Below are 26,579 nucleotides of genomic sequence, written 5' to 3'. Positions count from 1 at the left end.
CCTCTCCCCGCACCGCGGGGCGAGGGGACGACCAAGCAAGACGACGGTCGCTCCACACGGATGGAAGGTCTGTGATTTAACGCGGTAAACTCCCTCTCCCCGCATGAGCGGGGAGAGGGTTGGGGAAGGGGCCAGGCAGGCAATTGAGTCACCGGCGGGTGTGCCTGACCTCACCGAATGACGAACCTATTTCGGCCCGATCATCGTTTCCGGGCGGACGATGGCATCATATTCTTCCGAGGAGACCAGTCCGCTCGCCAAAGCTTCTTCCTTCAGCGTCGTGCCGTTCTTGTGTGCCGTCTTGGCGATCTTGGCGGCATTGTCGTAGCCGATTTTCGGCGCGAGCGCCGTCACCAGCATCAGCGAACGTTCCAGGCCAGCCCTGATGTTATCCTCGCGAGCTTCGATGCCGACAACGCAATTGTCGGTGAAGGAGATGGCGGCATCGCCGAGCAGCTGCACCGACTGCAGGAAATTGTAGGCCATCATCGGATTGTAGACGTTGAGCTCGAAGTGCCCCTGGCTGTCGGCAAAGGTCAGGGCGGCATTGTTGCCGAAGATATGGATGCAGACTTGGGTCATCGCCTCGCACTGCGTCGGATTGACCTTGCCCGGCATGATCGACGAGCCCGGCTCGTTTTCCGGCAGCGCCAGTTCGCCGAGACCGGAGCGCGGGCCCGAGCCGAGCAGGCGGATGTCATTGGCGATCTTGAAGAGCGCAGCCGCTGCCGCGTTGATCGCGCCGTGGCTGAACACCATCGAATCATGCGCGGCAAGCGCCTCGAACTTGTTCGGGGCCGTGACGAAGGGCAGGCCAGTGATCCCAGCGATTTCGTTTGCCACCTTCTCGGCAAAGCCGATCGGCGCGTTGAGACCGGTGCCGACGGCCGTGCCGCCCTGGGCGAGTTCGCAGAGACCCGGCAATGTCAGCTCTATGCGCTTGATGGCCGAGGCGACCTGGGCGGCATAGCCGGAAAACTCCTGGCCCAGCGTCAGCGGCGTTGCATCCTGCGTATGGGTACGGCCGATCTTGATGATATGGGCGAAATCGGCGACCTTCTTTTCCAGCGCCGCGTGCAGATGCCGCAGAGCCGGCAGCAGGTGATGAGCGATCTCTTCGGCGCAGGCGATGTGCATCGCCGTCGGATAGGTGTCGTTCGACGACTGGCTCATGTTCACGTGATCGTTCGGATGGACGGGCTTCTTCGAGCCCATGACGCCGCCCAGCATTTCGATCGCGCGGTTGGAGATCACCTCATTGGCGTTCATGTTCGACTGCGTGCCGGAGCCGGTCTGCCAGACAACAAGCGGAAAATGGTCGTTGAGCTTGCCGTCGATGACTTCCTGCGCGGCAGCGACGATCACTTTACCGAGAGCAGGGTCCAGCTGGCCAAGCTCCATGTTGGTTCGCGCAGCTGCCTGTTTGACGATGCCGAGGGCGCGTATGACCGAGAGAGGCTGCTTTTCCCAGCCGATCTTGAAGTTGCCGAGCGAACGCTGCGCTTGCGCGCCCCAATAGCGGTCGCTGGCGACTTCGATCGGGCCAAAAGTATCGGTTTCGGTGCGGGTGGAAGTCATGTTCCTGATCCTGCTTTCCATTGAAATAGATAGCAGTCATATAGGCCGGAACGACGCTTATGAAAACACCGAAGGGGCTATTTCATGACAGGGGCGATCATGTTTTCACGCGCCCGATCAGGCGTGCTCTTTTTAACACGCTCCGTAGATATTCTTGAAGGCGTTTTTTCCGTCGCGCAAAAATCTCAGGAAATTTCAATAGAAGATTAACCAATAATTTCATAATTTTGTGTGAATTAAATCGTGGAAAACGTCTCCGCTTTGTAACGCGAAGTTGAGGCATTGAACGAAAGGCGGGGTCTCGCCGTTTTCATTGTAGTCGTTATACGATGTTTCCGACATCGCGGCCGGGTTGAAAACAGCACCGCTAGCTCGAAGTTACCGCTCGACAAGGGACTGATTACAGAATGAAACTCGTCACCAAAGCCACAGCATCCGTCCTGGCTCTTTCCTGTTGCCTTTCCGCCATCGGCGTCACGTCCGCGAACGCCATGACCCTCATGGATTTCATCCGCGGTGGTCAGGGGCGTCAGCAGAGCACGCAAGTGTCTGCTCCGGTTCCGGCCAACCCGGCGCAAACAATGATGGAGCCCGGGCAGGCCAAGCTGCCGCTTCCCACGGTCAGCGCGCCGAAATATTATACCTACAAGGCAGACGCGATGCGTCTGGTGTCGACGACGCATTTTGCCGATCCGGTAGTGACCGGAGCCGTTGCCGATGCATCGCCTGCACCGGTTGCCGTCGATACCGAGTTATCGCAGCGCCGCTACCTTGCCGATGCTCACGTCATGGCCACCAACGATGTGGCCAAGGCAATCGAGTCCTATTACGCTGATCAGAACAAGCCGTTGCTTTGGATCGCCGATCATGCTGTCACCGACAAGGCGAAGGCTGCGATGGCCGTTCTCGCCGACGCCGGTTCCGTCGGTCTCGACCCCTCGGATTATGCGGTGACGCCGCCGAGCTTCGACGCTGCCGCCGACCCGGTGATGCGCGACCGCGCCCTCACGCAATTCGAGCTGGCGCTCTCCAGCAAGGTGCTGATGTTCGTCCAGGATACGGTCCGTGGCCGTCTCGACCCGAACAGGATCTCCGGCTATCACGATTTCAAGCGCAAGGACGTCAATCTGCCGGCTACGCTCGACCTGCTGCGCGCCAGCCCGGACGTTGCCGCCTATCTCAACAGCAGCAATCCTTCCAACCAGCAATTTGTGCTGCTGAAAGCCGAGCTTGCGAAGCTCAGGGCGGAGGCCAGTTCCGATGGCAGCCATATTTCCATCTCTTTGACCGGCACTCTGAAGCCGGGCGGCAGCTCGCCGGAGATGGCCAATATCGTCAAGGCGATCCAGCATCGCGGATCTGATGCGCTGAAGACCGCGCATGCCGGCGTTCTTGCTTCCTACCTGGGTACACCGGATTATACGCCCGACCTCGTGTCGCTGGTCGAAGACTTCCAGAAAGAAAAGGGACTGACCTCGGACGGCGTGATCGGCCCGTCTTCGGTTCGCGCCATGGTCGGCGAGAACAACGACACGAAGATCCAGAAGCTGATCATTGCCATGGAACAGCTGCGCTGGTTGCCGCCAGAGCTCGGACCGCGCTACGTCCTGATCAACCAGCCGGCGTTCATGGTCTATTACTACAACAATAACCAGGAACAGCTGTCGATGCGCGTCGTCGTCGGCGGCAAGCAGCATCAGACCTTTTTCTTTGAAAATCAGGTGCAGACCGTCGAGTTCAATCCCTTCTGGGGTGTTCCGCAGTCGATTATCATCAACGAGATGCTGCCGAAGCTGCGCGCCGATCCGAACTATCTCGATCGTATGGGTTACCAGGTCGAAGTCGGTGGCCAAGCCGTGGCATCGTCCAGCGTCGACTGGTATGGCTCGACCAAGAACATCTCCGTGCGCCAGCCGCCCAGCGGCGATAATGCTCTCGGCGAACTGAAGATCCTCTTTCCGAATTCGCATGCGATCTACATGCATGACACGCCGCAGAAGAGCTTTTTCAAGAAAGACATGCGCGCGCTCAGCCATGGTTGCGTCCGCCTTGCCGATCCGCGCGCGATGGCTGCCGCCGTCCTGAACACCACGGTCGATGATGTCGCCAAGCAGATCGCAGACGGCCAGAACAAGGCCGTCGCCGTGCCGCAGAAGTTCCCGATCTACATCGCCTACTTCACCGCCTGGCCGAACAAGGACGGCGTTGTCCAATATTTCAACGACGTCTACGACCGCGACGCGGCGACTCAGAAGGCGCTCGATACGACCACCAAGTCGCGCACGGCTCAGATTTGAGTTCAGCGTAACGTCGAGAGACAAAAGGGCGGCCGATCGGCCGCCCTTTTGCAATTTAGGAATGTGAATATTTCAGGCGGCGAGCAGCCCCTCGACGAGTTCGGGCGTGAGTTCGTCGTAGTGGTAGATGATGCGGCTCGGGCCGAGCGTTTCGATGCCGACATCGGAATAGCCAAAGGGGACGGCGATCGAAGGGACGCCGGCGTTACGGGCGACAAGAATATCGTTGACGCTGTCGCCGATCATGACGGTGCGGCCGATATCGCCGCCGGCGCGTTCGACGGTGCCGATCAGGTGCTCGGCATTCGGCTTGCGCACGGCGAACGTGTCGCCGCCGGTTATGGTTTCGAAATAATGCGTGAGATCGAGCCTATCGAGAAGCGTGCGTGCGAGGGATTCCATCTTGTTCGTGCAGACGGCCAGCTTGTAGCCCTGGTCCTTCAGCGCGCCGAGTGCAGCCACGAGCCCGGGATAGGGTTGCGTGACGCCCGGCATTGTCTCTGAATAATGGGTAATGAAGCGCTGCATCAGGCTGGGCAATTCCTCCGAGGTCAGCGTATAGCCATGCAGCTTGCAGGCCCGTTCGATCATCACCTGCGCGCCATAGCCGACGAGGTGCGTCACGTCGTCATAGCTGACCGGTGGAAGCTTGAGCGCGGCGATCGTGTGGTTCAGGCTGATGATGAGATCCGCGTGCGTGTCCAGCAGCGTGCCATCGAGATCGAATACGACAAGAGGAGATGTCACGAGGAATCAGCCTTTGTATAAGAAGAAATAGAGCGTCTTTCGGAGTTAGAAGATCGCGCGGGCAATTGCAACAGAAGGCCCGGGAAGCCTCGGCAAAGAGGCGCGGGGATTTCTATCTTGTGCCGTTATTTTGGCTTTCGTTTGGCTGGAGAGCCGTGTAAACAGCAGACCAACGTAACAATGGGAGCAGGTGGCGCATGGACGCCCGCCAGATGAAGATTGAGGCTGCGAGGGCGGCCCTAACCTATGTCGAGAGCGGCATGCGGCTGGGGATCGGCACGGGCAGCACGGCAGAGGAGTTCGTTCGGCTGCTCGCCGAGAAAGTCGCGTCCGGGCTCTCGATCGAGGGTGTTCCGACCTCGGAACGGACGGCAAAGCTTTGCAATGAGCTTGGCGTGCCGCTAAAGTCGCTCGACGAGCTTCCTGCACTCGACCTCACCATTGACGGTGCCGACGAACTGGATGGTGCGCTCACTCTGATCAAGGGCGGTGGTGGCGCGCTGCTGCGTGAAAAGATCGTCGCAGCCTCATCGGCCCGCATGATCGTGATTGCCGACGAAAGCAAGCTCGTTCAGACGCTTGGCGCGTTTCCGCTGCCGATCGAAGTCAATCCCTTCGGCCTTGCTTCGACGCGCATCCTCATCGAGAAGGCTGCGTCGCGTCTTAACTTATCCGGCGCTCTCAATCTTCGTCTCTCGGGTGACCACACCTTCGTCACCGACGGCGGACATTTTATCATTGATGCATCTTTCGGCCGCATTCCTGATGCAGAGGCGCTGTCGAATGCGCTCAATTCGATTCCCGGCGTTGTCGAACACGGGCTCTTTATCAATATGGCGACATTGGCGATCATTGCCGGCCCTGCCGGTGCGCGCACGTTGCAGGCGAACAATACATAGGAGCACTCATCTCATGATCAAATTTGCGGGTCTTGGCCGTTTTGCCGCTGCAACCATCCTTCTTTCGGGCATCGCGTTCGGCTCTGTCAGCGCTCAGGAAGTATCCGAGGACCAGATCAAGGCTGCCCGCGCCGCGATCAACGCGCTCGGCATCACCAATCAGTTCGACAACATCCTGCCGAACCTCGCCGAGCAGCTGAAGAGCACGATGATCCAAGCCAATCCGAACTTTGGCGACGCGATCAATTCGACGGTTGACGCCACTGCTCTGGCGCTCGCGCCGCGCCGCGCCGATCTCGAGCACGAAGCCGCCGTCACCTACGCCAAAGCCTTCTCGGCGGAAGAGCTCAAGGCAATCGCCGATTTCTACAATTCGGAAGCCGGCAAGAAGCTTCTGAAGGATGGTCCGCTGGCGACGCGCGAGCTTTACAAGGCCGCCGATATCTGGAGCCAGGGTATTTCGCGTGATCTAGCCAACCAGAGCAATGACGCTTTGCAGAAGGTTGTCAAGCAGCCGGTTGTCGCGCCGAATGCAGGCGCTGCCGCACAGCCTGCGCCGAAGCAGTAAACCGCAATTCTTTGCTGCGATCGTTCTCGAAACTGTGTTTCACGTTTTCGGGATAATCGGCAGGCGGTTGCAAATTCAAAGCCCGGATCATTCCGGGCTTTTCTTTTTATGCTCCGGCTTCCTATATGAATGCCGACCCCCATCAGCGCTTTGCGCGCCTTGTCATGTCTACAGGAGCCACCGATGCCTTCGTTTGATTTCGACCTTTTCGTGATTGGCGGCGGCTCCGGCGGCGTGCGCGGCGCGCGCGTGGCGGCATCGCTCGGCAAGAAGGTCGGCATTGCCGAAGAGTATCGCTACGGCGGCACCTGCGTCATTCGCGGCTGCGTGCCGAAAAAGCTTTTTGTCTATGCTTCGCAGTACAGCGAGCATCTCGAGGATGCGGCCGGTTTCGGCTGGACGGTCGGCGAAAGCAGCTTCGACTGGACGAAGTTGATCGAGGCGAAAGACAAGGAAATCGCACGGCTGGAAGGGCTCTATCGCAAGGGGCTCGACAATGCCAAGGCTGACATATTCGACACGCGCGCCGAACTCGTGGACGCTCATACAGTCCGCCTGTTGAAGACCGGGCAGACGGTGACTGCGGAAACCATCGTCATCGCGACCGGCGGTCGGCCGAACCTGCATACGGCCTTGCCCGGTTATGAGCTTTGCATTTCCTCGAACGAAGCCTTCCATCTGGCAGGGCTGCCAAAGTCGATCCTGATCGCCGGCGGCGGCTATATCGCCGTCGAATTCGCCAATATCTTCCATGGACTCGGCGTCGAGACGACGCTGATCTACCGCGGCGCCGAGATCCTGTCGCGCTTCGACCACGATCTGCGCAAGGGCCTGCATGAGGCGATGGAGGAGAAGGGCATCCGCGTTCTTTGCCACGACATCATCACGAGCGTGGAGAAGACGGAGAATGGGCTCAGCGTCCGGACGAAGAACGACAAGGCCTTGACGGTCGACACGGTCATGCTTGCACTCGGTCGCACGCCGAATACCGCAAATCTCGGACTGGAAGCAGCCGGCGTCGCCATCAACGAGCAGGGCGCCATCGTCGTCGACGAATATTCGCGCACTTCCGTGCCGAACATCTATGCCCTCGGCGACGTCACCGATCGGGTCCAGCTGACGCCGGTGGCCATCCACGAGGCGATGTGCTTCATCGAAACCGTCTACAAAAACAATCCGACGCGGCCGGATCATGAGCTGATCCCGACGGCCGTCTTCTCGCAGCCGGAGATCGGCACGGTCGGCCTGACCGAAGAGGACGCGGCCAAGCGTTATCCGGAGCTCGAGGTCTATCGCGCGCAGTTCCGGCCGATGAAGGCGACGCTTTCGGGCCGCAATGAGAAGATGATCATGAAGCTGATCGTCAATGCCGCCGACCGCAAGGTGATCGGCGCGCATATTCTCGGCCATGATGCCGGCGAGATGGCGCAGCTGCTCGGCATACCCATCAAGGCGGGCTGCACCAAGGACGATTTCGACCGCACCATGGCAGTTCATCCGACCGCGTCGGAAGAACTGGTGACGATGTATTCGCCGAGCTATCGCATTAGCAATGGCGAGCGCGTGTAACGGATTGGATCGGCGCAGTCGTCGCCAGCGCCATAAAAGATTCGCACAGTAGTTCGCCCGCCTTTGCAAGCGACCGGCAAAGGTTTATAAGCGCGCGTTATTTACGACGGGACGCCCGGCAAAGACCGGGTGCACAAGCAGGTGAGTGAGATGGCACAGAATTGGACACCCAGCAGTTGGCGGCAGAAACCGATCCAGCAGGTGCCGGAATATCCGGACCCGGCGGCACTGGCGGCAACGGAAGCGCAGCTTGCAAGCTATCCGCCGCTCGTTTTTGCCGGTGAAGCCCGCCGTCTGAAAGCGCATCTTGCCAATGTCGCCGAAGGCAACGGTTTTCTGCTGCAAGGCGGCGACTGCGCCGAAAGCTTCGCCGAGCATGGCGCCGACACGATCCGCGACTTCTTCCGCGCGTTCCTGCAGATGGCCGTCGTGCTGACGTTCGGCGCTCAGCTGCCTGTCGTGAAGGTCGGTCGCATCGCCGGTCAGTTCGCCAAGCCGCGTTCCTCGGGCATCGAGACACAGGCCGGCGTATCTCTGCCGAGCTACCGCGGTGACATCGTCAACGGCATCGAATTCACCGAGGAAGCGCGCATTCCCAATCCGGAACGTCAGATGATGGCTTACCGCCAGTCTGCCGCGACGCTCAACCTGCTGCGCGCCTTCGCCATGGGCGGCTACGCCAACCTCGAAAACGTCCACAAATGGATGCTCGGCTTCGTCAAGGACAGCCCGCAGGGCGAGCGCTACCGCAAACTTGCCGATCGTATCAGCGAGACCATGGATTTCATGAAGGCGATCGGCATTACCTCCGATAGCAATGCAAGCCTGCGCGAGACCGATTTCTTCACCAGCCATGAGGCGCTGCTGCTCGGCTATGAAGAGGCGTTCACCCGCGTCGATTCCACTTCGGGCGATTGGTACGCCACCTCAGGCCACATGCTCTGGATCGGCGACCGTACGCGCCAGGCCGACCATGCGCATATCGAATATTTCCGCGGCATCAAGAACCCGATCGGCCTGAAGTGCGGCCCTTCGTTGCAGGCTGACGATCTGCTCAATCTGATCGATATTCTCAACCCGCAGAACGAGGCCGGCCGTCTGACGCTGATCTGCCGTTTCGGCCACGACAAGGTTGCCGACAACCTGCCGCGGCTCATCCGCGCCGTCGAGAAGGAAGGCCGCAAGGTCGTCTGGTCCTGTGACCCGATGCACGGCAATACGATCACCCTCAACAACTACAAGACGCGTCCCTTCGAGCGCATTCTGTCGGAAGTCGAAAGCTTCTTCCAGATTCACCGCGCCGAAGGCACGCATCCGGGCGGCATCCACATCGAGATGACCGGCAAGGACGTGACCGAATGCACCGGCGGCGCCCGCGCTGTCGGCGCCGAAGATCTGCAGGATCGTTACCACACCCATTGCGACCCGCGTCTCAATGCCGACCAGGCACTCGAGCTAGCCTTCCTGCTTGCCGAGCGGATGAAGGGCGGCCGCGACGAGAAGCGTCTGCGCGCCCACGGCTGAGGGAAAACGGATCTCTGATTTATCAAACGGGCCGGCGAAAGCCGGCCCGTTTGCATTTGTGCCGGATAGATCAATCCGGCTGAAGATGCGTTTCATTTCTTTGAGATTGACCGGCATATCGTTCTCGGGAAGGTTCCCTGAAAAAGGGGAGCGACTATGAACGACGAACATACCGGCGCGTGCCTTTGCGGCAGCGTACGTTTCAAGACACGTGGCAAGCTACGGGAGGTCGTCGCCTGCCATTGTTCGCAGTGCCGCAAGCAGACCGGGCTCTACTATGCCGCCACCAACGTTCCGATCGGCAACCTCCTCATCGAGGGGGAAGAGGCGATCACCTGGTATCGCGCCAGCACATTTGCCCGTCGCGGCTTCTGCAAGACCTGCGGTTCGGCGCTGTTCTGGGAGGCTGACGGGGTCGAGGAAATCTCGATCATGGCCGGGCTTTTCGACCCGCCGAGCGGTCTTGAGATCGCCTATCATATCTACTGCGCCGACAAGGGCGATTACTACGATATCACCGATGGGCTGCCGCAATACAGGCAGGGGCGGCCGGGGCTGCTCACGGCAGGGCCATCAGACTGATAAAGCATGGTGCCATCAAGTCTTGGGCTGCTCGAAGTTATTGTCTTCATAGTCGAAATCATCATCAATCGGGAGACCCGGAGGTCTTTGGTGACCGTGGCGAATGGCTCTGATCTCTATGAGGTCACCGGCAATTTCGTAATCGACGAGATAATCTCCCATCGTAAATCGTAAAATGCCGGGAATTGGCAGTTCATCGCTCCGAAAACCCATCTGGGGGAAACGAAGCAGGCTTGTTCTGAGCCCGGTTCAGATCGTCGAGGAAGCGGAGAGCCGCTGTGGGACTTCTATCTTTCAGGTATTGCGCTTCCGACTTGATATATGCTCTGGCGCCTGCCGAAAGGCGAACTCTTTCAAGCAGCAGCCCCTTTGATGGCCGTCGCCACTTCGCTGATGACATCATCAAGATCGTATGCTTCGCCGTTTGCCATTTCCCGGCGAGCCTTTGCGATCTCCAATACTTCGCGACCTTCGGTCGCCAGATAAGATTTGAGCGCTCGTACAAAGACCCAGCTGCGCGTCCGCTCGCAGACATCCGCGATCTCTTCGATTTCAGCGAGGATGTCGGCAGGAACCCGAAGCGTAATAGGATTCGAAAGCTGCCTTTGATTTTTCATCAGATTTATCTCATTTTGTATTACAAAATATAGGAGACATGCTAAAAGTCAATTTCCGAGCGTGGGGTGATGGCTCACCCACTAGCCCCGTTCTTCTCCGTCACCAGCTTGCTCAGCTTGGCGATTTCCTCCTTGACCACCGAAAGCTCCGTCAGCACCTGCATGTCGATTTTCTGGTGCAGCGAGAGGACTTCGAGTTCAGCCTTGAGGTTGACCTCATAGTCCTTGGCTGCTTCGAAGCGATCCCGTTCGGTCTGGCGGTTCTGGGACATCATGATGATCGGCGCCTGGATGGCGGCGATCATGGAGAGGACGAGGTTGAGGAAGATGAAAGGGTAGGGATCGAAGGCGCGGGTGAGGAGTACGATGGTGTTGACGACGCACCAGAAGACCAGGAACAGCAGGAAGCAGACGATGAAGGCCCAGGAGCCTCCAACACGGGCGATGCCGTCGGCGAGGCGTTCGCCATAGGACGCATTGGCGGAGAAGGCCGCGTTGATATCGGTCGAGACGATCTTGCGCTCATGCGCTTTCTTGAGCACGCGCTTTTCTGTCTCGCCTAGCTCTTCGGCCGTCTTGTCGAAATGCTGGTGGACGAAATTTGGCAGATTGTACATGAGGATACTCCGGGGGCTTGATCGTCTTTGAGCGCCAAGTATTCGACTGCCCAACGAAAATGCAACGCGAAAAGGGTTGCAGCATGGTGGATCGAATCCAACCTTGCGTGTTCGGCTCGACCATTGTGTTCGATCCGCTAACTCCCTTGGCTGACTAGCCAGCTATGCGACGGGAAGAAGCGGTCCAATCCGTATTCCCGTCCGAACATGATGTCGTGCTGCAGATGGCGATAGTCGCGCACCGTCGGATCGAGGTGCTGCTCGTTGCGCGCCCAGTCCGGGAAAGTCTCGTTGTCGCGCGTCGCCAGCTGATAACGGTCGACGATGGTGTATTTCTTCTGCACGCGGCCGAGGAAGCCGGTGTAGAAGGGATGCTCATATCCGGCTGTTTTCAACACGTGATAGGGCAGTTGCGACGGGCTGATCGTGCCGATATCCTTGCGTACGCCATTCTTGCTCGACCAGATGACCAGCGGCGTTTCGTGCTCCTGTTTCATGACGTCGAGCGGTGCCTTTCGCGTCGCCACCTGCTGGGGCATGTAGCCGGTATTCGGATAGGCGCTGCCGAGCGGCGGCAGGTGATCGCCCCAGAGGACGATGATGGTTTCACGGTCACGCTTTTCAGCCCAGTCCATCAGCATCTTCAGACTGTCATCGGATTCCCGAACGCCCTGCGCATAGGTGGCGAGCGTTGCACGATCGTCGTCGTTCAGGTTGCCGGTGATATCGACGGTATTCTGTGCAAAGCGATTGGGTTCGTAAGGGCCATGTCCCTGGAGAGTGACAGCGAAGAAGAAGAATGGCTGATCGGCTTCGTCTCCCTCGCGCATGATTTCCTTCATCAGGGAATCGTCGGCGGCGAACATGCCGCGCCTCTCCATCGGCGGCAGGGTTTCATCGGTGTGGAACTCCTCGAAGCCGAAAGCCTTGTAGACTTCGTTGCGATTCCAGAACCAGCCACTGAAGGGGTGGAGCGCGCGTGCCGCATAGCCTTCGCCGCGGAAGAAGGTGGCAAGCGACGGCATGGGCCGGCGCACATATTGCTGATAGGGGATGCTGCCATAGGGCAGGAAGGCATTGGAAAAGCCTGTCAGCGCCTCGAATTCGACATTGGCGGTCATGCCGCCGAACTCAGGCGAAAAGACGTAACCGGATTGCCTGGCGCGGATAGTCGGCATCGGATCGGGCGTAAAGGCGACATTGGACAGCCGGGTCGGATCCCAGAGGGATTCGCTCATCAGCATGATGATGTCAGGCTTCTCGCGCGGACCGGAGAGATAGCCGTAGTTTCTCGCCGGAATGGCATCGATCGCATCCGGTCCGTAGCCCGCCGGGGATTTGACATCGGCCATCGGCAGGTTGAGCGAGAAGGCGATGACGAAGCCGTTGTAGCTGTAGTTTTCCTTCTGATCCCAGACGATCGGGATGATGCGCAGTTTCTCACGGATGGAGGAATATTGCGTCGGGTCCATCTGCGAAACGAACAGCGCCGCAAGCGGCAGGCATACCGACAGCCTGATCATGCGCGCCTTTTGCGATAGCGCGGCGGCGTGTTGCCAGGCATGGCGCCACAGAAAGGCGAGGGCGGCGAGGGACGCAATGACGCCGATGGCGAGTGCCGCCGCGGTCCACGGCCGATCGCGCACCATCACAGGCATCAATTCCATGATCTGCCGTGCAAACAGGAAATCAGACGGATAGAGCGGATCGGAGAGATAGTTCTGCTTCTGGCTGGAGATGAACGCCGGAACCAACAGCAGCGGTGCGACGATCAAGACCGATAGATGCGCTCGGCCGAGAGCCGCATCCAAAATGAGCATAGTCAGCATGACGATGCCAATGGTGGTGAAGCCGGGGCGAGACGGAGAAAAGAGATAGGACGGGACGGTCGAAAACTCACCGCGCACAATCCATTCGACGGCAATGACGATCGACAGTGCGAGCAGCAAGGTCAGAGTAAGGCTCAGAACTTGGCGCAGGACGGCTGATTTCTGCCTCGCTGCGCCGATTTTCTGGAAAAGAACGAGCCTGCCCGCCAAAGCGGAACCGATGACCAGATCGACCAAGGGTTTCTCCGAATGCTATAGGGTATTCATATAATTGTCACGTTTCTGTCATGAATTCTGGATGAACCGCAAGGCTGACCTGGTAGTTTTCCGGGTAAAAATACCGCCTATGCGCGTAGTGCGATCTTTGATACCTGCAGGTGAACGAAGGCGGTTGCGGAAGAAGAATGCCATCGCTAAATGTATGGCATGACAGAGCAAAGCCCGATCACTCAGACCATCCGTATTGCCGTCGCGCAGCTCAATCCGACGGTCGGCGACGTTTCCGGCAATCTGGCCAAGGCGCGCGAGGCGCGGGCCGAGGCGGCGCGCGAAGGCGCGCAGCTCCTGATGTTGACGGAATTGTTCATTTCCGGCTATCCGCCGGAGGATCTGGTGCTGAAGCCGGCCTTCATCCGCGCTTGCTGGAAAGCCGTTGAAAGTCTCGCCGCCGATACCGCCGATGGCGGGCCAGGCGTCGTCGTCGGTGTCCCACGGCAGGACGACACCGGCCGCTACAATTCCGTGGCCGTGCTCGATGGCGGTAAAGTCATCTTCATCAGGGACAAGGTCGATTTGCCGAACTACGGCGAGTTCGACGAGAAGCGGGTTTTCGACGAAGGGACCATCGCGGGGCCTGTCAATTTTCGCGGCGTCCGCCTTGGCATACCGATTTGCGAGGAGATCTGGAACGATCTCGGCATCTGCGAAACGCTGGCCGAGAGCGGTGCGGAAATCCTGCTGGTTCCGAATGGTTCGCCTTACTATCGTGGCAAGGTCGATGTCCGTCACCAGGTCGCATTGCGGCAGGTGATCGAGTCAGGTTTACCGCTCATTTTCGCCGCCCAGGTTGGCGGCCAGGACGAACTTGTTTTCGATGGCGCGAGCTTCGGCTTCAATGCCGACAAGACCCTGGCGTTCCAGATGAGCCAGTTCGAGACCGCGCTGGCGGTCACCACCTGGAAGAAGAACGGCGACGTCTGGCATTGCGCCGAAGGACCGATGGCGCATATTCCAGAAGGCGAGGAGGCCGATTACCGCGCCTGCCTGCTGGGCTTCCGCGACTACGTGAACAAGAACGGCTTCAAGTCGGTCGTGCTCGGCCTGTCCGGCGGTATCGACTCGGCGATCTGCGCGGCGATTGCGGTGGATGCGCTTGGAGAGGAGCGCGTACGCACCGTCATGCTGCCCTATCGCTATACCTCAGAGGATTCTTTGAAGGATGCGGCGGATTGCGCCAAGGCGCTCGGCTGCCGCTACGATATCGTGCCGATCGAGGATCCTGTCACCGGCTTTACGACGGCCTTGTCCGATCTGTTCGAAGGTACGGAAAGCGGCATCACCGAGGAAAATCTGCAGAGCCGTGCCCGCGGTACCATCCTGATGGCGATCTCCAACAAGTTCGGCTCGATGGTGGTGACGACGGGCAACAAGTCGGAAATGTCCGTTGGATATGCCACGCTCTATGGCGACATGAACGGTGGCTTCAATCCCATCAAGGATCTCTACAAGATGCAGGTCTATGCGTTGTCGCGCTGGCGCAACCTGCATGTGCCGCCGGGCGCGCTCGGCCCTTCAGGCGAGGTGATCCCCTACAACATTATCGACAAGGCGCCTTCGGCTGAACTGAGGCCGAACCAGACAGACCAGGATTCGCTTCCGCCCTATCCGGTGCTCGACGATATCCTCGAATGCCTGGTGGAAAAGGAAATGTCGGTCGAAGAGATCCTGGCGCGTGGACATGATGTCGCGACAGTGCATCGTATCGAGCATCTGCTTTATCTCGCCGAGTACAAGCGCCGCCAGTCGGCTCCGGGCGTGAAGATCACCAAGAAGAATTTTGGTCGTGATCGCCGCTATCCGATCACCAACCGGTTCCGCGATCGCTGATCGCAACGCCGGCGGTAAAGGGGAAAGTATGCGCAGCTCGGTCGAGATCTACAATATCCGCACGGGTGCGAACCGGGTGGTCTTCCAGACGGACCAGCTGATCGAGGCGCCGAACTATTCGCCTGACGGACGCTATTTGCTGCTGAACGGCGAAGGTCTGCTTTACCGGCTGCCGTTGGGTGGCGGTGGCAAGATCGTTCGTGTCGATACCGGCTTCGCCACGCAGTGCAACAACGATCATGGGATTTCTCCCGACGGATCGCTGATCGCGATTTCCGACAAGACGGAGCATGGCAAATCCTGCATCTATGTGCTGCCGGCCGAAGGCGGCACACCCAGGCAGGTCACGACCAACCTGCCGTCCTATTGGCACGGTTGGTCACCCGACGGGCAGCGCTTCTCCTATTGCGGCATCCGCGACAACGTCTTCGATATCTACACGATCTCGATCGACGGCGGCGAAGAGACGCGGCTGACGCATGGCGAGGGCCGCAACGATGGCCCGGATTTTTCGGCCGATGGGCAATGGATCTATTTCAACTCCAGCCGCACCGGTCTCATGCAGATCTGGCGCATTCATCCCGACGGCACGGGGTTGCAGCAACTGACCGATGATAATTATGGCAATTGGTTTGCCCATCCATCTCCCAGGAACGACAAGGTCGTGCTGATCTCCTACGATCCTGAAGTCTTCGACCATCCGCGCGATCTGAATGTGCGGATGCGGTTGATGGATATGGATGGCGGCGATCTCACGACGCTGTTCGAACTCTTCGGCGGACAAGGAAGCATCAACGTGCCGAACTGGTCGCCCGATGGCGACGAGTTCGCCTATGTCCGTTACGAGCCGGCCTGACGCTCTGGACGCTCTTACCGCAACCTCGCGCAGGAAGTAGGCGACGAAGTCATCATTTCCCTGTTGCGGCAGCCTATTGCGTCGGTTGCGGCCCGGCCTCTTTCGGATGCTTCAGGTCAATGCCACCTTGGTCGGTCGCAAGGAATTGCGGCCCGACCTGACGGACCTTGTTGGCTGACGGATCGTAGGGTCTGTCCGGCGGGAATTGCTGCGGCTCGGCCTGCGTCACCGCCGGAGCCTGCTTTTGCGGCAGACCGGAATTCTTCTGGGGTTTTGGCGTTTCGATTATGGTAATCGAGCTTTCCGGCTGCGCAAGGGACTGCTGCTGCGGCGCATAGGCGTCGAGCTTGGTGCGGGTATCGATGACGATATCCGGCGTGGCCGAGGCCGGCGCGCTGCAACCGTTCCTGTGCATGGTATCCAGCAGTTGCCGGCGCTTAAGGCTGGCCGCGTCGATGCGGCCGACGCTCTCATCGCGCTGATCTACCAACATGCCGAGATCGTGCCGCATTCCATCGAGCGACGTTCGCATGTCGTCGCAGACGCCTTCGTTGTTTGAGCCGATGATCACCATGCTGCTGTCTTCGACGCAGCCCTGATTGCGCAGATCACTCATCAAGCGGCGGATCATCGTGTTTTGCTGGACTATGGCACGCGAAAGTTGGCGCGTCTCCTGGCTCGCGCCGACCACTTCAGTGGTATCGGCGTAGCGGCCGCGCAATTCGTCGCACAGATTGGCTTGCGCGAAGCTCGGTGTGGCCGTCAACAGGGACAGCAGGGCAATGGAAACTAGGTTTGTGCCGCGGTTCACGATTCTATTCTCGAAGGCGGGTTGATTTCGTTGGAAATTACACTTTGGAGCTTAACAACGTATCCATCAAAACACACGGATTTCGAGAGGATTTTAGCGAATTGTGATTTGCGGCCACCATGCTCGGGCGGCCGCAAAAAATGCTTCGTCAGGCCAGTTGCGATGCCTCGACCACGGCCAGGGCTGCCATGTTGACGACACCGCGTGAAGTGACCGAAGGCGAAAGAATGTGGGCCGGAAGGGCCGTACCCAGCAGGATCGGCCCGACATGTAGCCCGTCGGTCATGGTCTTGACCACGCCAAGCGTGATGTTGGCGGCATCGAGATTGGGGAAGACGAGTAAGTTTGCTTCGCCGGAAAGCGTGCTGTCCGGCATGACGTGGCGGCGCAGGCTTTCGGAAATGGCGCTGTCGCCGTGCATCTCACCATCGACTTCCAGCTCCGGCGCGGCTTCGCGAACGAGCGCCAGGGCATTGCGCATCTTGGTGGCGCTTTCCGATTCCCGCGAGCCGAAGTTGGAGTGCGAGACGAGGGCGGCACGCGGCGTGATGCCGAAGCGCTTGATTTCCTCCGCCGCCAGCACCGTCGACTCTGCGATTTCCTCGGCGCCGGGGTTAAATGATACGTAGGTATCGGTGTAGAAGGTTGCGCCGCGCTGCGAGATGAGCAGGCTCAGCGCTGAAAAATCCCGAACATCCGGGCGCTTGCCGATGATCTGGCGGACGATGCGCAGGTGGCGCTCGTAGCGGCCTTCGAGGCCGCAGATCAGCGCATCGGCTTCGCCGCGCTTCAGGGCAAGCGCGCCGATAACGGTCGTGTTGGTGCGCACGATCGTCCGGGCGGCCTCGGGGATGACGCCGCTGCGGCCGACGAGCGAAAAATAGAGCTCGACATACTCGCGGAAGCGCGGATCGTCGTCCGGATTGATGACGGCGAAATCGGTATGCGGACGGATCTTGAGGCCGTAGCGCTTCAGGCGGGTCTCGATGACGGAGGGACGACCGATGAGGATCGGGGTGGCTGTGCCTTCCTCAAGCAGAACCTGCGCGGCGCGCAGCACGCGCTCATCTTCGCCTTCGGAGAAGACGACGCGCTTGCGCTCGGCAATCTTCGCAGCGGCGAAGATCGGCTTCATGATGAAGCCGGACCGGAAGACGAAGCGGTTGAGCTCGTCCATGTAGGCATCGAAATCGGTGATGGGGCGCAGCGCTACACCGCTTTCGGCGGCTGCTTTCGCCACAGCCGGAGCGATGCGCAGGATCAGGCGCGGATCGAAGGGCGAGGGGATCAGATAGTTCGGACCGAAGACCGGGGTCTCGCCGGTATAGGCGCGGGCGGCAACGTCGGACGGCTCTTCGCGGGCGAGCGAGGCTATGGCGCGCACCGCGGCCATCTTCATTTCCTCGTTGATCGTCTTGGCGCCGCAGTCGAGCGCGCCACGGAAGATATAGGGGAAGCAGAGAACATTGTTCACCTGGTTCGGGAAATCCGAACGGCCGGTGCAGATCATCGCATCGGGACGAGCGGCGCGGGCGAGGTCGGGCATGATTTCCGGCGTCGGGTTGGCCAGCGCCATGATCAGCGGCTTTTCCGCCATTTTCTCGAGGAGCTCGGGCTTCAGCACGCCTGCGGCCGAAAGGCCGAGAAAGACGTCGGCGCCTGGGATCGACTCGGCGAGCTCGCGCTTGTCGCTATCCTGGGCATAGACGGACTTCCATTCGTCCATCAGCACGTTGCGGTCCTTGTAGACAAGGCCTTCGATGTCGTGGACCCAGATGTTTTCGCGCTTGGCGCCGAGTATGACGAGCAGATTGAGGCAGGCAAGCGCCGCGGCACCGGCGCCGGAGGCGACGATCTTGACGTTCTCGATCTTCTTGCCGGCCAGTTCCAGTCCATTGAGGATGGCGGCGGCGACGATGATGGCGGTGCCGTGCTGATCGTCATGGAAAACCGGGATTTCCATCTTTTCGCGCAGGCGCCGTTCGACGTCGAAGCATTCAGGCGCCTTGATGTCTTCCAGATTGATGCCGCCGAAGGTCGGCTCCAGCGCCGAAATGGTGTTGACCATCTCGTCGACGGTGGGCGCTGCCACTTCGATGTCGAACACGTCGATGCCGGCGAATTTCTTGAACAGAACCGCCTTGCCTTCCATGACAGGCTTGGACGCGAGCGGGCCGATATTGCCGAGGCCGAGGACGGCCGAACCATTGGAAATTACGGCAACGAGATTGGCGCGGGACGTGTAGTACGCTGCCGTCTCGGGATTGTCGCGGATGGCGAGGCAGGGTGCGGCCACGCCCGGAGAATAGGCCAGCGCCAGATCGCGCTGGTTGCCGAGCGGCTTGGTGGCCTGGATTTCAAGCTTGCCGGGGCGGGGATAACGATGAAAGTAGAGAGCCTGTTCGTCGAGATCGCCACTCGCCATGTTCTTGGCTGCCTTCGATGTATCGTGCGTATCCACCACACTTCTCCATTCCTGCCTATGCTTTGAGTCCCCTGAATACATCAATCGCTTCGCGTTCACAGTATGCAATTGACGTCGCTGACCGCTTTTTTGTCATCGCGGATTCGCCGGTGTCCGTCTTGGGGCCGGTGAGGGCTATGCTTCCCCGCTCCGCCGCTCGGACGGTCATAAGGGGTTCATCGCGTGGGCTTATGAGAACGGCAGACGGAGGATACTCCATGACATTGATCGCTTCTCATCGCGGCGGCGCGCATCTATGGCCAGAAAACACCAGGCTTGCCTTTTCAAAGACGGCCAAGCTTGATGTCGATCTCGTTGAATTCGACGTTCACCAGACGCGGGACGGCAAGCTGGTTGTGCATCACGATGCCCTGATCGACCGGATGACCGACGGCAAGGGGGCTATTGTCGATCTCAGCCATGAAGAGCTGATGCGCCATGTCGTGATCGGAAGCGACGGCGAGACTATTCCGACCCTTGCTGAGACCATCGATATCTTCGGCCCGTCGCCGGTCGATCTCCGACTGGAGATCAAGACGAAAGCGGACGGCACGCCCTATGAGGGGATGGAGGCCCGCATCGTCGATAAGTTGATGGCGACCGGCATGGTGTCACGGACGATGATCACCAGTTTCGCCCTGCCGCGTCTCGAAGCCTTTGGCAAAGCACTTGGTGACCGCGGTTTGAACGTCGGCGAACTGCTCGGCTTCATTTTTCTTTGTTCGCCGCAAATGACTGCGCAGCTTGGCTGGAATGGGATCATCGCCGCGCTCCGCAGCTGCGGTGTGCGCGAGATAGCGGTGCGCGCCGACGCCCTGGACGCCGAAGTCATGGGCATCGTACGCAGGAGCGGCATGACGGTGCACGGCTGGGCGGCGCATACGAGCGAAGCGGCGAGAGCGATGTTTCGCCTCGGTGTCGCCAGTTTTACAACCGATCGTCCCGATCTCGCCATCGCGGCCAAACGTGGCTGATCCAGCCCGATAGGCCAGCAGACACAGGGTTTGTCATCTTCCTGAAACACGAGTCTGGTTTTGGAATAGCCAAGTTTGGATAGGGCACGGACTTATAGTTCGTGAATGAAAACATGGACACCCGGCGATTCCGTACACTGTTCATCTCTGACGTACATCTCGGTTCGAAGGCCGCCAAGGCGGACTTCCTTCTCGATTTTCTGCGCTACCACGATGCCGATACCATTTTCCTCGTCGGCGATATCATCGATGGGTGGCGCCTCAAGCGAAACTGGTACTGGCCGCAGGATTGCAATGACGTGGTGCAGAAGGTTCTGCGCAAGGCGCGCAAAGGCACACGGATCGTTTATATCCCCGGCAATCACGACGAATTCCTGCGCGATTTCCCCGGCACGCACTTTGGCGGCATCGAAGTCGCGCAACGCGCCATGCACGAGACTGCCGACGGGAAGAAGTATCTCGTCCTGCATGGCGACGAATTCGATGTCGTCGTTCGTAACGCCCGCCTGCTCGCCTATCTCGGCGATTGGGCCTACGACATGGCCATTCTGATCAATATCGGCCTCGCGGCCGTGCGCCGTCGCCTGAACATGCCCTATTGGTCGTTCTCGGCCTGGGCAAAGCTGCAGGTGAAGCATGCCGTCAACTTCATAGGCGAGTTCCAGCGTGTCGTCGCCGAGGAAGCCAAGCGCAACGATGCCGATGGCGTGATCTGCGGCCATATCCATCACGCTGTCATCGAGGATCTCGACGGCATCCGCTATATCAATACCGGTGACTGGGTGGAAAGCTGCACGGCGATCGCCGAGCATGAGGACGGCACTTTCGAGCTGCTTACCTGGCGGTCGATCCTTGAGACGGAGCCGGCCGGTATATCTGTCGAAGAGTTGCCGAAGGCACTCGGCGTCGGCGCCCAGGCAGCCTAATTTTAGCGCCGCTTCACGGACGCAATAACAGGCTGTCATAATTATTGATCGTTATGAGGCGCCTGTAATTCGGGTTTTTTCCGAAACGTTACGATTTGGCTATTTCTCGCCATAGTCGTACTCTCGATAGCGTGATAGGGACAAATTCAGTTCCCTTCAGGTCTGTCATGATTCCCGCGATAAAATCCTTGCAGGGCGAGGGCGCGCCTTCGTATTTCCGTCTGCGCACCGCCTTGTCCTACTGCGCGCCGTTGTTCGTCAACGGGATCGCTTTGCCGTTTTTCCCCGTCTGGCTGGCGGGATTGAATTTCAATGATCATGAAATCGGTCTCGTGATCGCCGTGCCGATGGTCGTGCGCGTTCTGGTGACGCCCGTCATCGCGGTGTTTGCCGATCACATGAAGGAACGCGCCGATGTGCTGTTCTGGTCCGGTGGGCTGTCATTGCTGACGGCGATCGCGCTTTACTGGACGAGCGAATTCTGGCCCGTGCTGCTCGTTTATGGCGTCCAGGGCGCGACCTACGCGCCCTATGTGCCGGTGGTCGAATCGATCGCTATGTCGGGGGTGCGCCGCTGGGGGTTCGACTATGGCTCCATGCGTGTCTGGGGATCGATCATCTTCATCGTTTCGACGCTTTTCGGCGGCCAGATGATCGGGATGTGGGGAGGCACCATGGTACTGCCCGTCATGGTCGCCGGCTTCGTGCTGACCATGCTCACGGCGCTGATCACGCCGCGTATCGGGCCGACGCGGCGGCGCAACCAGCCGATCAATCTGCAGTCGCCGACTGGAAGCTCGCTGCGCTCTCCGCAATTGCTGATCACGATGATCGGGGTCTCGGTGCAGCAATCGAGCCACGCGATGCTCTACACATTCGCGTCGATCTATTGGCACAAGCTCGGCTTTTCCGGAACCCAGATCGCCGTTCTCTGGAGCATCGGCGTGGCGGCGGAGGTAATGGTCTTCTTCCTCTCGAGAATGCTAAGTCGCCGTTTCAGTGCGTGGACGCTGATTTTCTTCGGCTCGAGCATGTGCGTCCTGCGTTGGATCCTGTTCCCCATCAATCTCGGTTTCGCCGGCTATTTCCTGCTGCAGTGCTTCCATTCCTGCACCTATGCCTGTGTGCATACCGGCATCCAGCGCCGCATCGTCGGATCCGTTCAGGAAACGCAGGAGGCGTCCGCCCAGGGCGCCTATTATTTCTATAACGGCATGTTCCTCGGCTTGATGACGCTCGCGTCCGGCTATCTCTATGCCTGGCTAGACCTTTCCAGCTACTATGTGATGGCAGCGGTGGCTGCGTTCGGCTTGGGCATGGTCATCTTCGCGCGCAACCTCCAGCCCAGGAGTTCGGCGATCGGCGGGGGCGCACACGGCGTCTCATAACGCGGATGCAACAAATTCATTTGGATATCAAAAAGCCGTGACATATGTTGGCCGCGGCGCAGCATAGCAATCTCCCGTGCAGTCGGTGTATTAAACATCGGCGTCGTGCGGGCTCCGTGAGTCGACGTTGGTGATGCCACATTTGAAAGACGCATGAGCTTGAAAGCAGCCGAACAGAAATCCGATGCACCGAGGATCGATGAAGAGCCCGATGGCAATGGGCATCGCTATCGGCTTGAAGGCAATTGGCGTAGCGCCAATGTGCACGGCGTGCTGCGGCAGATCGAGCAGCTCTCGAAACGGAGCGCCGGTGGCGAGGTTGTGATCGATCTTTCCGATCTCTCCGATGTCGACACGGCCGGTGCGCTGCTGATCCGGCGATTGAAGGTGAGCCAGGAGGCGCATGGCGCCACCGTGACGATCGAGGGCTCCAATTCGCATATCGACGAGCTGCTGACCGCCTTCGACGAGGATCCGGACGCGGAGAAGGGCGAGCCGAAGGCGAAGATATCATTGCCTGAGCGGCTGTTTGCGCCGATCGGCAGAAATGTCTACGAACTTTGGGGCAATCTCATTGCTGCCATGTACATATTGGGCTCCGCGGTACGCGGTGCGCAGCTCAAGTTCGGACGCGGCAGCGGCGTCTCGCCGGCTTCGATCGTCAATCAGATCGACCACATGGCCGTGAGGGCCGTTCCGATCATCCTGCTGATGTCGTCGCTGATTGGAGCGATCATCGCGCAGCAAGGCGCGTTCCAGCTGCGCTATTTCGGTGCGGAAGTCTTTGTCGTCGATCTCGTCGGCATCCTTCAATTGCGCGAAATCGGCGTGCTTCTGACGGCGATCATGATCGCAGGTCGTTCCGGCAGCGCGATCACCGCCGAGATCGGCTCGATGAAGATGCGCGAGGAAGTGGACGCGCTGAAGGTCATGGGTCTAAACCCCATCGGCGTGCTGATCTTCCCACGGCTGGTGGCGCTGACCGTCGCTCTGCCCCTGCTGACGATCATTGCCAATTTCGCTTCGCTGTTTGGCGCGGCGATGGTCGCCTGGGGCTATTCCGGTATCACCATTGCGACCTTCATCTCCCGCCTGCATGAGGCGATCAGCCTTTCCACGGTCATTTCAGGCATGATCAAGGCTCCGTTCATGGCGTTGGTCATCGGCATCGTCGCGGCGGTCGAGGGATTGAAGGTCGGCGGCAGTGCCGAGTCGCTGGGGCAGCATGTGACTTCGTCGGTCGTGAAGTCGATCTTCGTCGTGATCCTGATGGACGGGCTTTTTGCCATGTTCTACGCAGCGATCGACTTCTGAGGGATGACGACGATGAGCGCACTTCACTCGGAAATCCCGTTGGAAAGAGATGAGCACGGCAGGGATATCGTGCTGTCGGCACGGGATGTCACCGTTGCTTTCGGATCGAAAGTCGTGCTCGATAAACTGAACCTCAATATCTATCGCGGCGAAATCCTCGGTTTCGTGGGCGCTTCCGGCGCGGGCAAGTCGGTGCTGCTGCGCACGGTACTGCGGTTGCTGCCGCGCCGCTCGGGCAAGATCGAGATCCTCGGTGAAGACTATGACACGCTCTCGGAGCCAGAGCGCAACCAGCTCGATATGCGCCTCGGCGTCCTCTTCCAGCAGGGCGCCTTGTTTTCCTCGCTGACGGTGAAGGAAAATATTCAGGTGCCGATGCGGGAATATCTGGACCTGCCGCAAGAGATGATGGACGAGCTGGCGCTGATGAAGATCCGCATGGTGGGTCTCGCTGCCGACGCCGCCGACAAATATCCGTCCGAGCTTTCCGGCGGCATGATCAAGCGCGCAGCACTTGCCAGAGCCCTGGCGCTCGATCCTGACCTGGTCTTCCTCGATGAACCGACGTCCGGCCTCGATCCGATCGGCGCGGCGGAGTTCGACGAGCTGATCGCCAGGCTACGCGACACGCTCGGCCTGACCGTTTATATGGTGACTCACGACCTCGACAGCCTGTTTTCCGTCTGCGACCGTATTGCTGTTCTTGGACAGAAGCGGGTATTGGTGGAAGGCACAGTTGAGGACATGCTTGCCTGCGATGACCCTTGGGTACAAGCCTATTTCAGGGGCAAGCGCGCACGTTCGATCGTGCCGCGGGAAGACATCAGGGAGCACAACGACGACAACGGCGCAGGCCCCCACAGCCGCGAGAAGTGACTGGAGACAATGGAAACCAAAGCCAATTATACGATCGTCGGGTTCTTCACGCTGCTCGTTATCGCGGCCGCTTTCGGCTTCGTCTACTGGATGGCGGAATATGGCCGCGGCGGTCCGATGGTCGAACTCGTGGTGCGCATCCCCGGTTCTGCGAACGGTTTGAGCGTCGGTTCACCGGTTCGCTTCAACGGCATTCAGGTCGGTTCGGTGCAGAGCCTTTCGATCGATGCCGACGATCCGAACTACTCGCTGGCATTTACGCAGGTGCGTGCCGATGCGCCGGTCTATACGTCCACCAAGGCTATTCTTGAAATTCAGGGCCTGACAGGTGCTGCCTACATCGAGCTTTCCGGCGGCCGCAACGGCGACGAGAATATCCTGAAACGTTCGATCGATACCGGCAAACGCGCCGTGCTGCTTGCCGATCAGTCCAGCGTCACGAACCTGTTGACCACGGCGGACAAGATTCTCAACCGCGCCAATGATACGATCGGCGACATTCAGGGCTTCGTCTCGGATTCGCGCGGGCCGCTGACCGATACGGTGCGCAACGCGCAGAAATTCTCCAAGGCGATCGCCGACAATTCCGATAATATCGACAAGTTCTTGGCGAGCGTCGGACAGCTTGGCGATACGTTCAAGACCGTTTCGACGCGCATCGACTCGACGCTGGATGCAATTGAGAAACTGGTGCGCGCAGTCGATGCCCAGAAGGTCAACGACGTCATCGCCAATGCCGACAGGATTACCGCCAACGTGGCGGATGCCACGACCGATCTGAAGGCGACCATCGCAAGCTTCAAGCAGACGGCCGAAACCTACACCACCTTCGGCCAGAAGGCGCAGCAGACGCTGGATCGTGTCGACGCCATCGTCGCGCAGATCGATCCGGCGAAGATCAAGGGATCGGTGGATGACATTGCCGACGTGACGAAGCAGGCTCGCACCGCTGTCGCGTCTATTCGCGATGTGGCCAATACCGTTGCGGCGCATCAGCAGGATATCGACCAGACGATCGCCAATGCGCGGGACATCTCCACCAAGCTGAACTCGGCGTCCGGCAAGGTCGACGGCATTCTCACGAAGGTCGATTCCCTGCTCGGCAACGACAGCACGCAATCGCTGTTCGCCGAAGCCAAGGATACGCTGGAATCCTTCAAGAAGATGGCTGACAATCTCAATTCCCGTATCGGCCCGATCGCCGATAATCTGCAGAAGTTTTCGAGTGGCGGCCTGCGCGATGTCCAAACTCTCATTAATGACATGCGGGGCACGGTTGACAATCTGAATACTACAATCACTAATTTCGACCGCAATCCACAGCGACTGATCTTCGGTGGGGATACGGTCAAGACATATGATGGCCGCGCGCGGCACTGATGAATAGCGATATCTGGGCTCCAGGGGATAAGCGGAATATGGTCGGTTGCGTGTCGAGTGAGCGTCATCAGGTGTGGAAAGCTGTGATCGCATTGCCATTGCTAGTAGCCTTGCTGGCGGGCTGCGGAAGTTCCTCCAACAACGACACCTACGATCTTTCCGCGTCGGTGAAGGCGAACGGACCTTCGGTCAAGAACCGACAGATACTCATCCCGCCGCCGACCGCGCTGCAGGCGCTGGACAGCAACCAGATCGTCATCCGCGTTTCATCTTCGGAAATCCAGTATCTCGGCAAGTCGCAATGGAGCGACAAGCTGAGCAGGATGGTGCAGTCGAAGCTGGTCGAGGCTTTCGAGAATACCGGCAAGCTTGGTGGCGTCGGCGTGCCGGGGCAGGGCCTGGCGATCGACTATCAGGTCGTCACCGACATTCGTTCCTTCGAGATCAATACCGTAGGCGGCCAGAAAACCGCGACGGTCGAAATCTCGGAAAAGATTCTGAACGACCGCACGGGTACGGTAAAGGCGCAGAATATCTTCCGGAAGGTCGTGCCCGTCAGCGGCGGCAGCAATCCCGATTTCGTGCGGGCGCTGGATGCCGCGTTTGCGGGCGTGACCAGCGAGCTTGTCGATTGGACGTTGCGCTCGCTTTAAGGGC

General features: G+C 59.3%; 23 protein-coding genes and 1 pseudogene. 16 read left to right on the top strand and 8 right to left on the bottom strand.

The features are described 5' to 3' along the window. Positions 1-186: 186 nt before the first annotated feature. Positions 187-1,578: a class II fumarate hydratase gene (fumC, locus tag FHT29_RS13950; protein ID WP_047556772.1), complete on the bottom strand. Its 1,392-nt coding sequence runs from the start codon at positions 1,576-1,578 to the stop codon at positions 187-189. 84 nt (positions 1,579-1,662) lie between these two features. Here fumC and FHT29_RS34920 point away from each other — a divergent pair, with 84 nt between their 5' ends. Next, positions 1,663-1,788: a hypothetical protein gene (locus FHT29_RS34920; protein WP_281408366.1), complete on the top strand. Its 126-nt coding sequence runs from the start codon at positions 1,663-1,665 to the stop codon at positions 1,786-1,788. Positions 1,789-1,985: 197 nt separating this feature from the next. Next, positions 1,986-3,875 (top strand): L,D-transpeptidase family protein, encoded by a 1,890-nt coding sequence (locus FHT29_RS13945; protein WP_047556550.1) that lies wholly within the window; start codon positions 1,986-1,988, stop codon positions 3,873-3,875. 72 nt (positions 3,876-3,947) lie between these two features. Here the strand turns inward: FHT29_RS13945 and FHT29_RS13940 are convergent, their stop codons facing one another. Beyond that, entirely contained in the window at positions 3,948-4,622 is a 675-nt protein-coding gene (locus tag FHT29_RS13940; protein WP_047556552.1) for an HAD family hydrolase, read from the bottom strand. Positions 4,623-4,819: 197 nt separating this feature from the next. Here FHT29_RS13940 and rpiA point away from each other — a divergent pair, with 197 nt between their 5' ends. The 5 genes from rpiA (at position 4,820) to FHT29_RS13915 (ending at position 9,764) form a co-directional block, all read left to right on the top strand. Beyond that, positions 4,820-5,521 (top strand): ribose-5-phosphate isomerase RpiA, encoded by a 702-nt coding sequence (gene rpiA, locus FHT29_RS13935; RefSeq protein WP_047556553.1) that lies wholly within the window; start codon positions 4,820-4,822, stop codon positions 5,519-5,521. Between the two features lie 13 nt (positions 5,522-5,534). Then, a complete protein-coding gene (locus FHT29_RS13930) occupies positions 5,535-6,089 on the top strand; it encodes a DUF2059 domain-containing protein (protein WP_037202441.1) in 555 nt (184 codons plus the stop codon). 183 nt (positions 6,090-6,272) lie between these two features. Next, positions 6,273-7,658, top strand: coding sequence for a glutathione-disulfide reductase (gene gor, locus FHT29_RS13925; protein WP_047556556.1), 1,386 nt, complete (start codon positions 6,273-6,275; stop codon positions 7,656-7,658). Positions 7,659-7,808: 150 nt separating this feature from the next. Beyond that, positions 7,809-9,182 carry a 3-deoxy-7-phosphoheptulonate synthase class II gene (locus FHT29_RS13920; RefSeq protein ID WP_047556773.1) on the top strand — a complete coding sequence of 458 codons (1,374 nt, stop codon included), beginning with the start codon at positions 7,809-7,811 and terminating at the stop codon, positions 9,180-9,182. A gap of 156 nt (positions 9,183-9,338) precedes the next feature. Then, positions 9,339-9,764 (top strand): GFA family protein, encoded by a 426-nt coding sequence (locus FHT29_RS13915; protein WP_047556558.1) that lies wholly within the window; start codon positions 9,339-9,341, stop codon positions 9,762-9,764. A gap of 15 nt (positions 9,765-9,779) precedes the next feature. Here FHT29_RS13915 and FHT29_RS35060 read toward each other — a convergent pair. The 4 genes and pseudogenes from FHT29_RS35060 to FHT29_RS13895 form a co-directional block, all read right to left on the bottom strand. After that, positions 9,780-10,164: pseudogene (locus tag FHT29_RS35060) on the bottom strand (type II toxin-antitoxin system RelE/ParE family toxin). Then, positions 10,118-10,381 (bottom strand): ribbon-helix-helix protein, CopG family, encoded by a 264-nt coding sequence (locus FHT29_RS13905; protein WP_047556559.1) that lies wholly within the window; start codon positions 10,379-10,381, stop codon positions 10,118-10,120. The pseudogene FHT29_RS35060 and the gene FHT29_RS13905 overlap by 47 nt, the downstream one beginning before the upstream one ends. Positions 10,382-10,455: 74 nt before the next feature. After that, positions 10,456-10,998 (bottom strand): DUF1003 domain-containing protein, encoded by a 543-nt coding sequence (locus FHT29_RS13900; RefSeq protein WP_047556560.1) that lies wholly within the window; start codon positions 10,996-10,998, stop codon positions 10,456-10,458. Between the two features lie 137 nt (positions 10,999-11,135). Next, a complete protein-coding gene (locus tag FHT29_RS13895; RefSeq protein ID WP_348644865.1) occupies positions 11,136-13,007 on the bottom strand; it encodes an LTA synthase family protein in 1,872 nt (623 codons plus the stop codon). Positions 13,008-13,253: 246 nt separating this feature from the next. On the opposite strand from FHT29_RS13895, the gene FHT29_RS13890 reads away from it, so the two are divergent. Together FHT29_RS13890 and FHT29_RS13885 are read left to right on the top strand one after the other, a co-directional pair. Then, the gene (locus FHT29_RS13890; RefSeq protein ID WP_047556775.1) at positions 13,254-14,933 is read left to right on the top strand and encodes an NAD+ synthase; all 1,680 of its coding nucleotides are present in this window, start codon (positions 13,254-13,256) and stop codon (positions 14,931-14,933) included. Positions 14,934-14,961: 28 nt separating this feature from the next. Beyond that, a complete protein-coding gene (locus tag FHT29_RS13885) occupies positions 14,962-15,789 on the top strand; it encodes a TolB family protein (RefSeq protein ID WP_047556565.1) in 828 nt (275 codons plus the stop codon). A 73-nt stretch (positions 15,790-15,862) separates the two neighbouring features. Here the strand turns inward: FHT29_RS13885 and FHT29_RS13880 are convergent, their stop codons facing one another. Together FHT29_RS13880 and FHT29_RS13875 are read right to left on the bottom strand one after the other, a co-directional pair. Continuing rightward, on the bottom strand, positions 15,863-16,600 hold the full coding sequence (locus FHT29_RS13880; RefSeq protein ID WP_168599756.1) for a hypothetical protein: 738 nt from the start codon (positions 16,598-16,600) through the stop codon (positions 15,863-15,865). A gap of 148 nt (positions 16,601-16,748) precedes the next feature. Next, positions 16,749-19,061, bottom strand: a complete 2,313-nt coding sequence (locus FHT29_RS13875) for an NADP-dependent malic enzyme (RefSeq protein WP_037202428.1) — start codon at positions 19,059-19,061, stop codon at positions 16,749-16,751. A 221-nt stretch (positions 19,062-19,282) separates the two neighbouring features. On the opposite strand from FHT29_RS13875, the gene FHT29_RS13870 reads away from it, so the two are divergent. From FHT29_RS13870 to FHT29_RS13840, 7 genes are all read left to right on the top strand, one after another. Continuing rightward, positions 19,283-20,038, top strand: coding sequence for a glycerophosphodiester phosphodiesterase family protein (locus tag FHT29_RS13870; protein ID WP_052212139.1), 756 nt, complete (start codon positions 19,283-19,285; stop codon positions 20,036-20,038). 113 nt (positions 20,039-20,151) lie between these two features. Next, positions 20,152-20,964 (top strand): UDP-2,3-diacylglucosamine diphosphatase, encoded by an 813-nt coding sequence (locus tag FHT29_RS13865; protein WP_037202425.1) that lies wholly within the window; start codon positions 20,152-20,154, stop codon positions 20,962-20,964. 167 nt (positions 20,965-21,131) lie between these two features. Continuing rightward, positions 21,132-22,352 (top strand): MFS transporter, encoded by a 1,221-nt coding sequence (locus FHT29_RS13860; RefSeq protein ID WP_047556569.1) that lies wholly within the window; start codon positions 21,132-21,134, stop codon positions 22,350-22,352. Between the two features lie 153 nt (positions 22,353-22,505). Then, complete coding sequence (locus FHT29_RS13855) at positions 22,506-23,666, top strand: ABC transporter permease (RefSeq protein WP_037202423.1); 1,161 nt, start codon at positions 22,506-22,508, stop codon at positions 23,664-23,666. 12 nt (positions 23,667-23,678) lie between these two features. Next, entirely contained in the window at positions 23,679-24,542 is an 864-nt protein-coding gene (locus FHT29_RS13850) for an ATP-binding cassette domain-containing protein (RefSeq protein ID WP_037202422.1), read from the top strand. Between the two features lie 9 nt (positions 24,543-24,551). Further along, positions 24,552-25,922 (top strand): MlaD family protein, encoded by a 1,371-nt coding sequence (locus FHT29_RS13845; protein ID WP_047556570.1) that lies wholly within the window; start codon positions 24,552-24,554, stop codon positions 25,920-25,922. Positions 25,923-25,960: 38 nt separating this feature from the next. Beyond that, complete coding sequence (locus FHT29_RS13840; protein ID WP_052212142.1) at positions 25,961-26,575, top strand: ABC-type transport auxiliary lipoprotein family protein; 615 nt, start codon at positions 25,961-25,963, stop codon at positions 26,573-26,575. Positions 26,576-26,579: the final 4 nt, after the last annotated feature.

The organism is Rhizobium sp. SG741 (assembly GCF_012275435.1).
Taxonomy (GTDB): Bacteria; Pseudomonadota; Alphaproteobacteria; order Rhizobiales; family Rhizobiaceae; genus Rhizobium; species Rhizobium lusitanum.
Note: the sequence above shows the minus strand (reverse complement) of the source record. Positions and strands in the feature narration are given on the sequence as shown.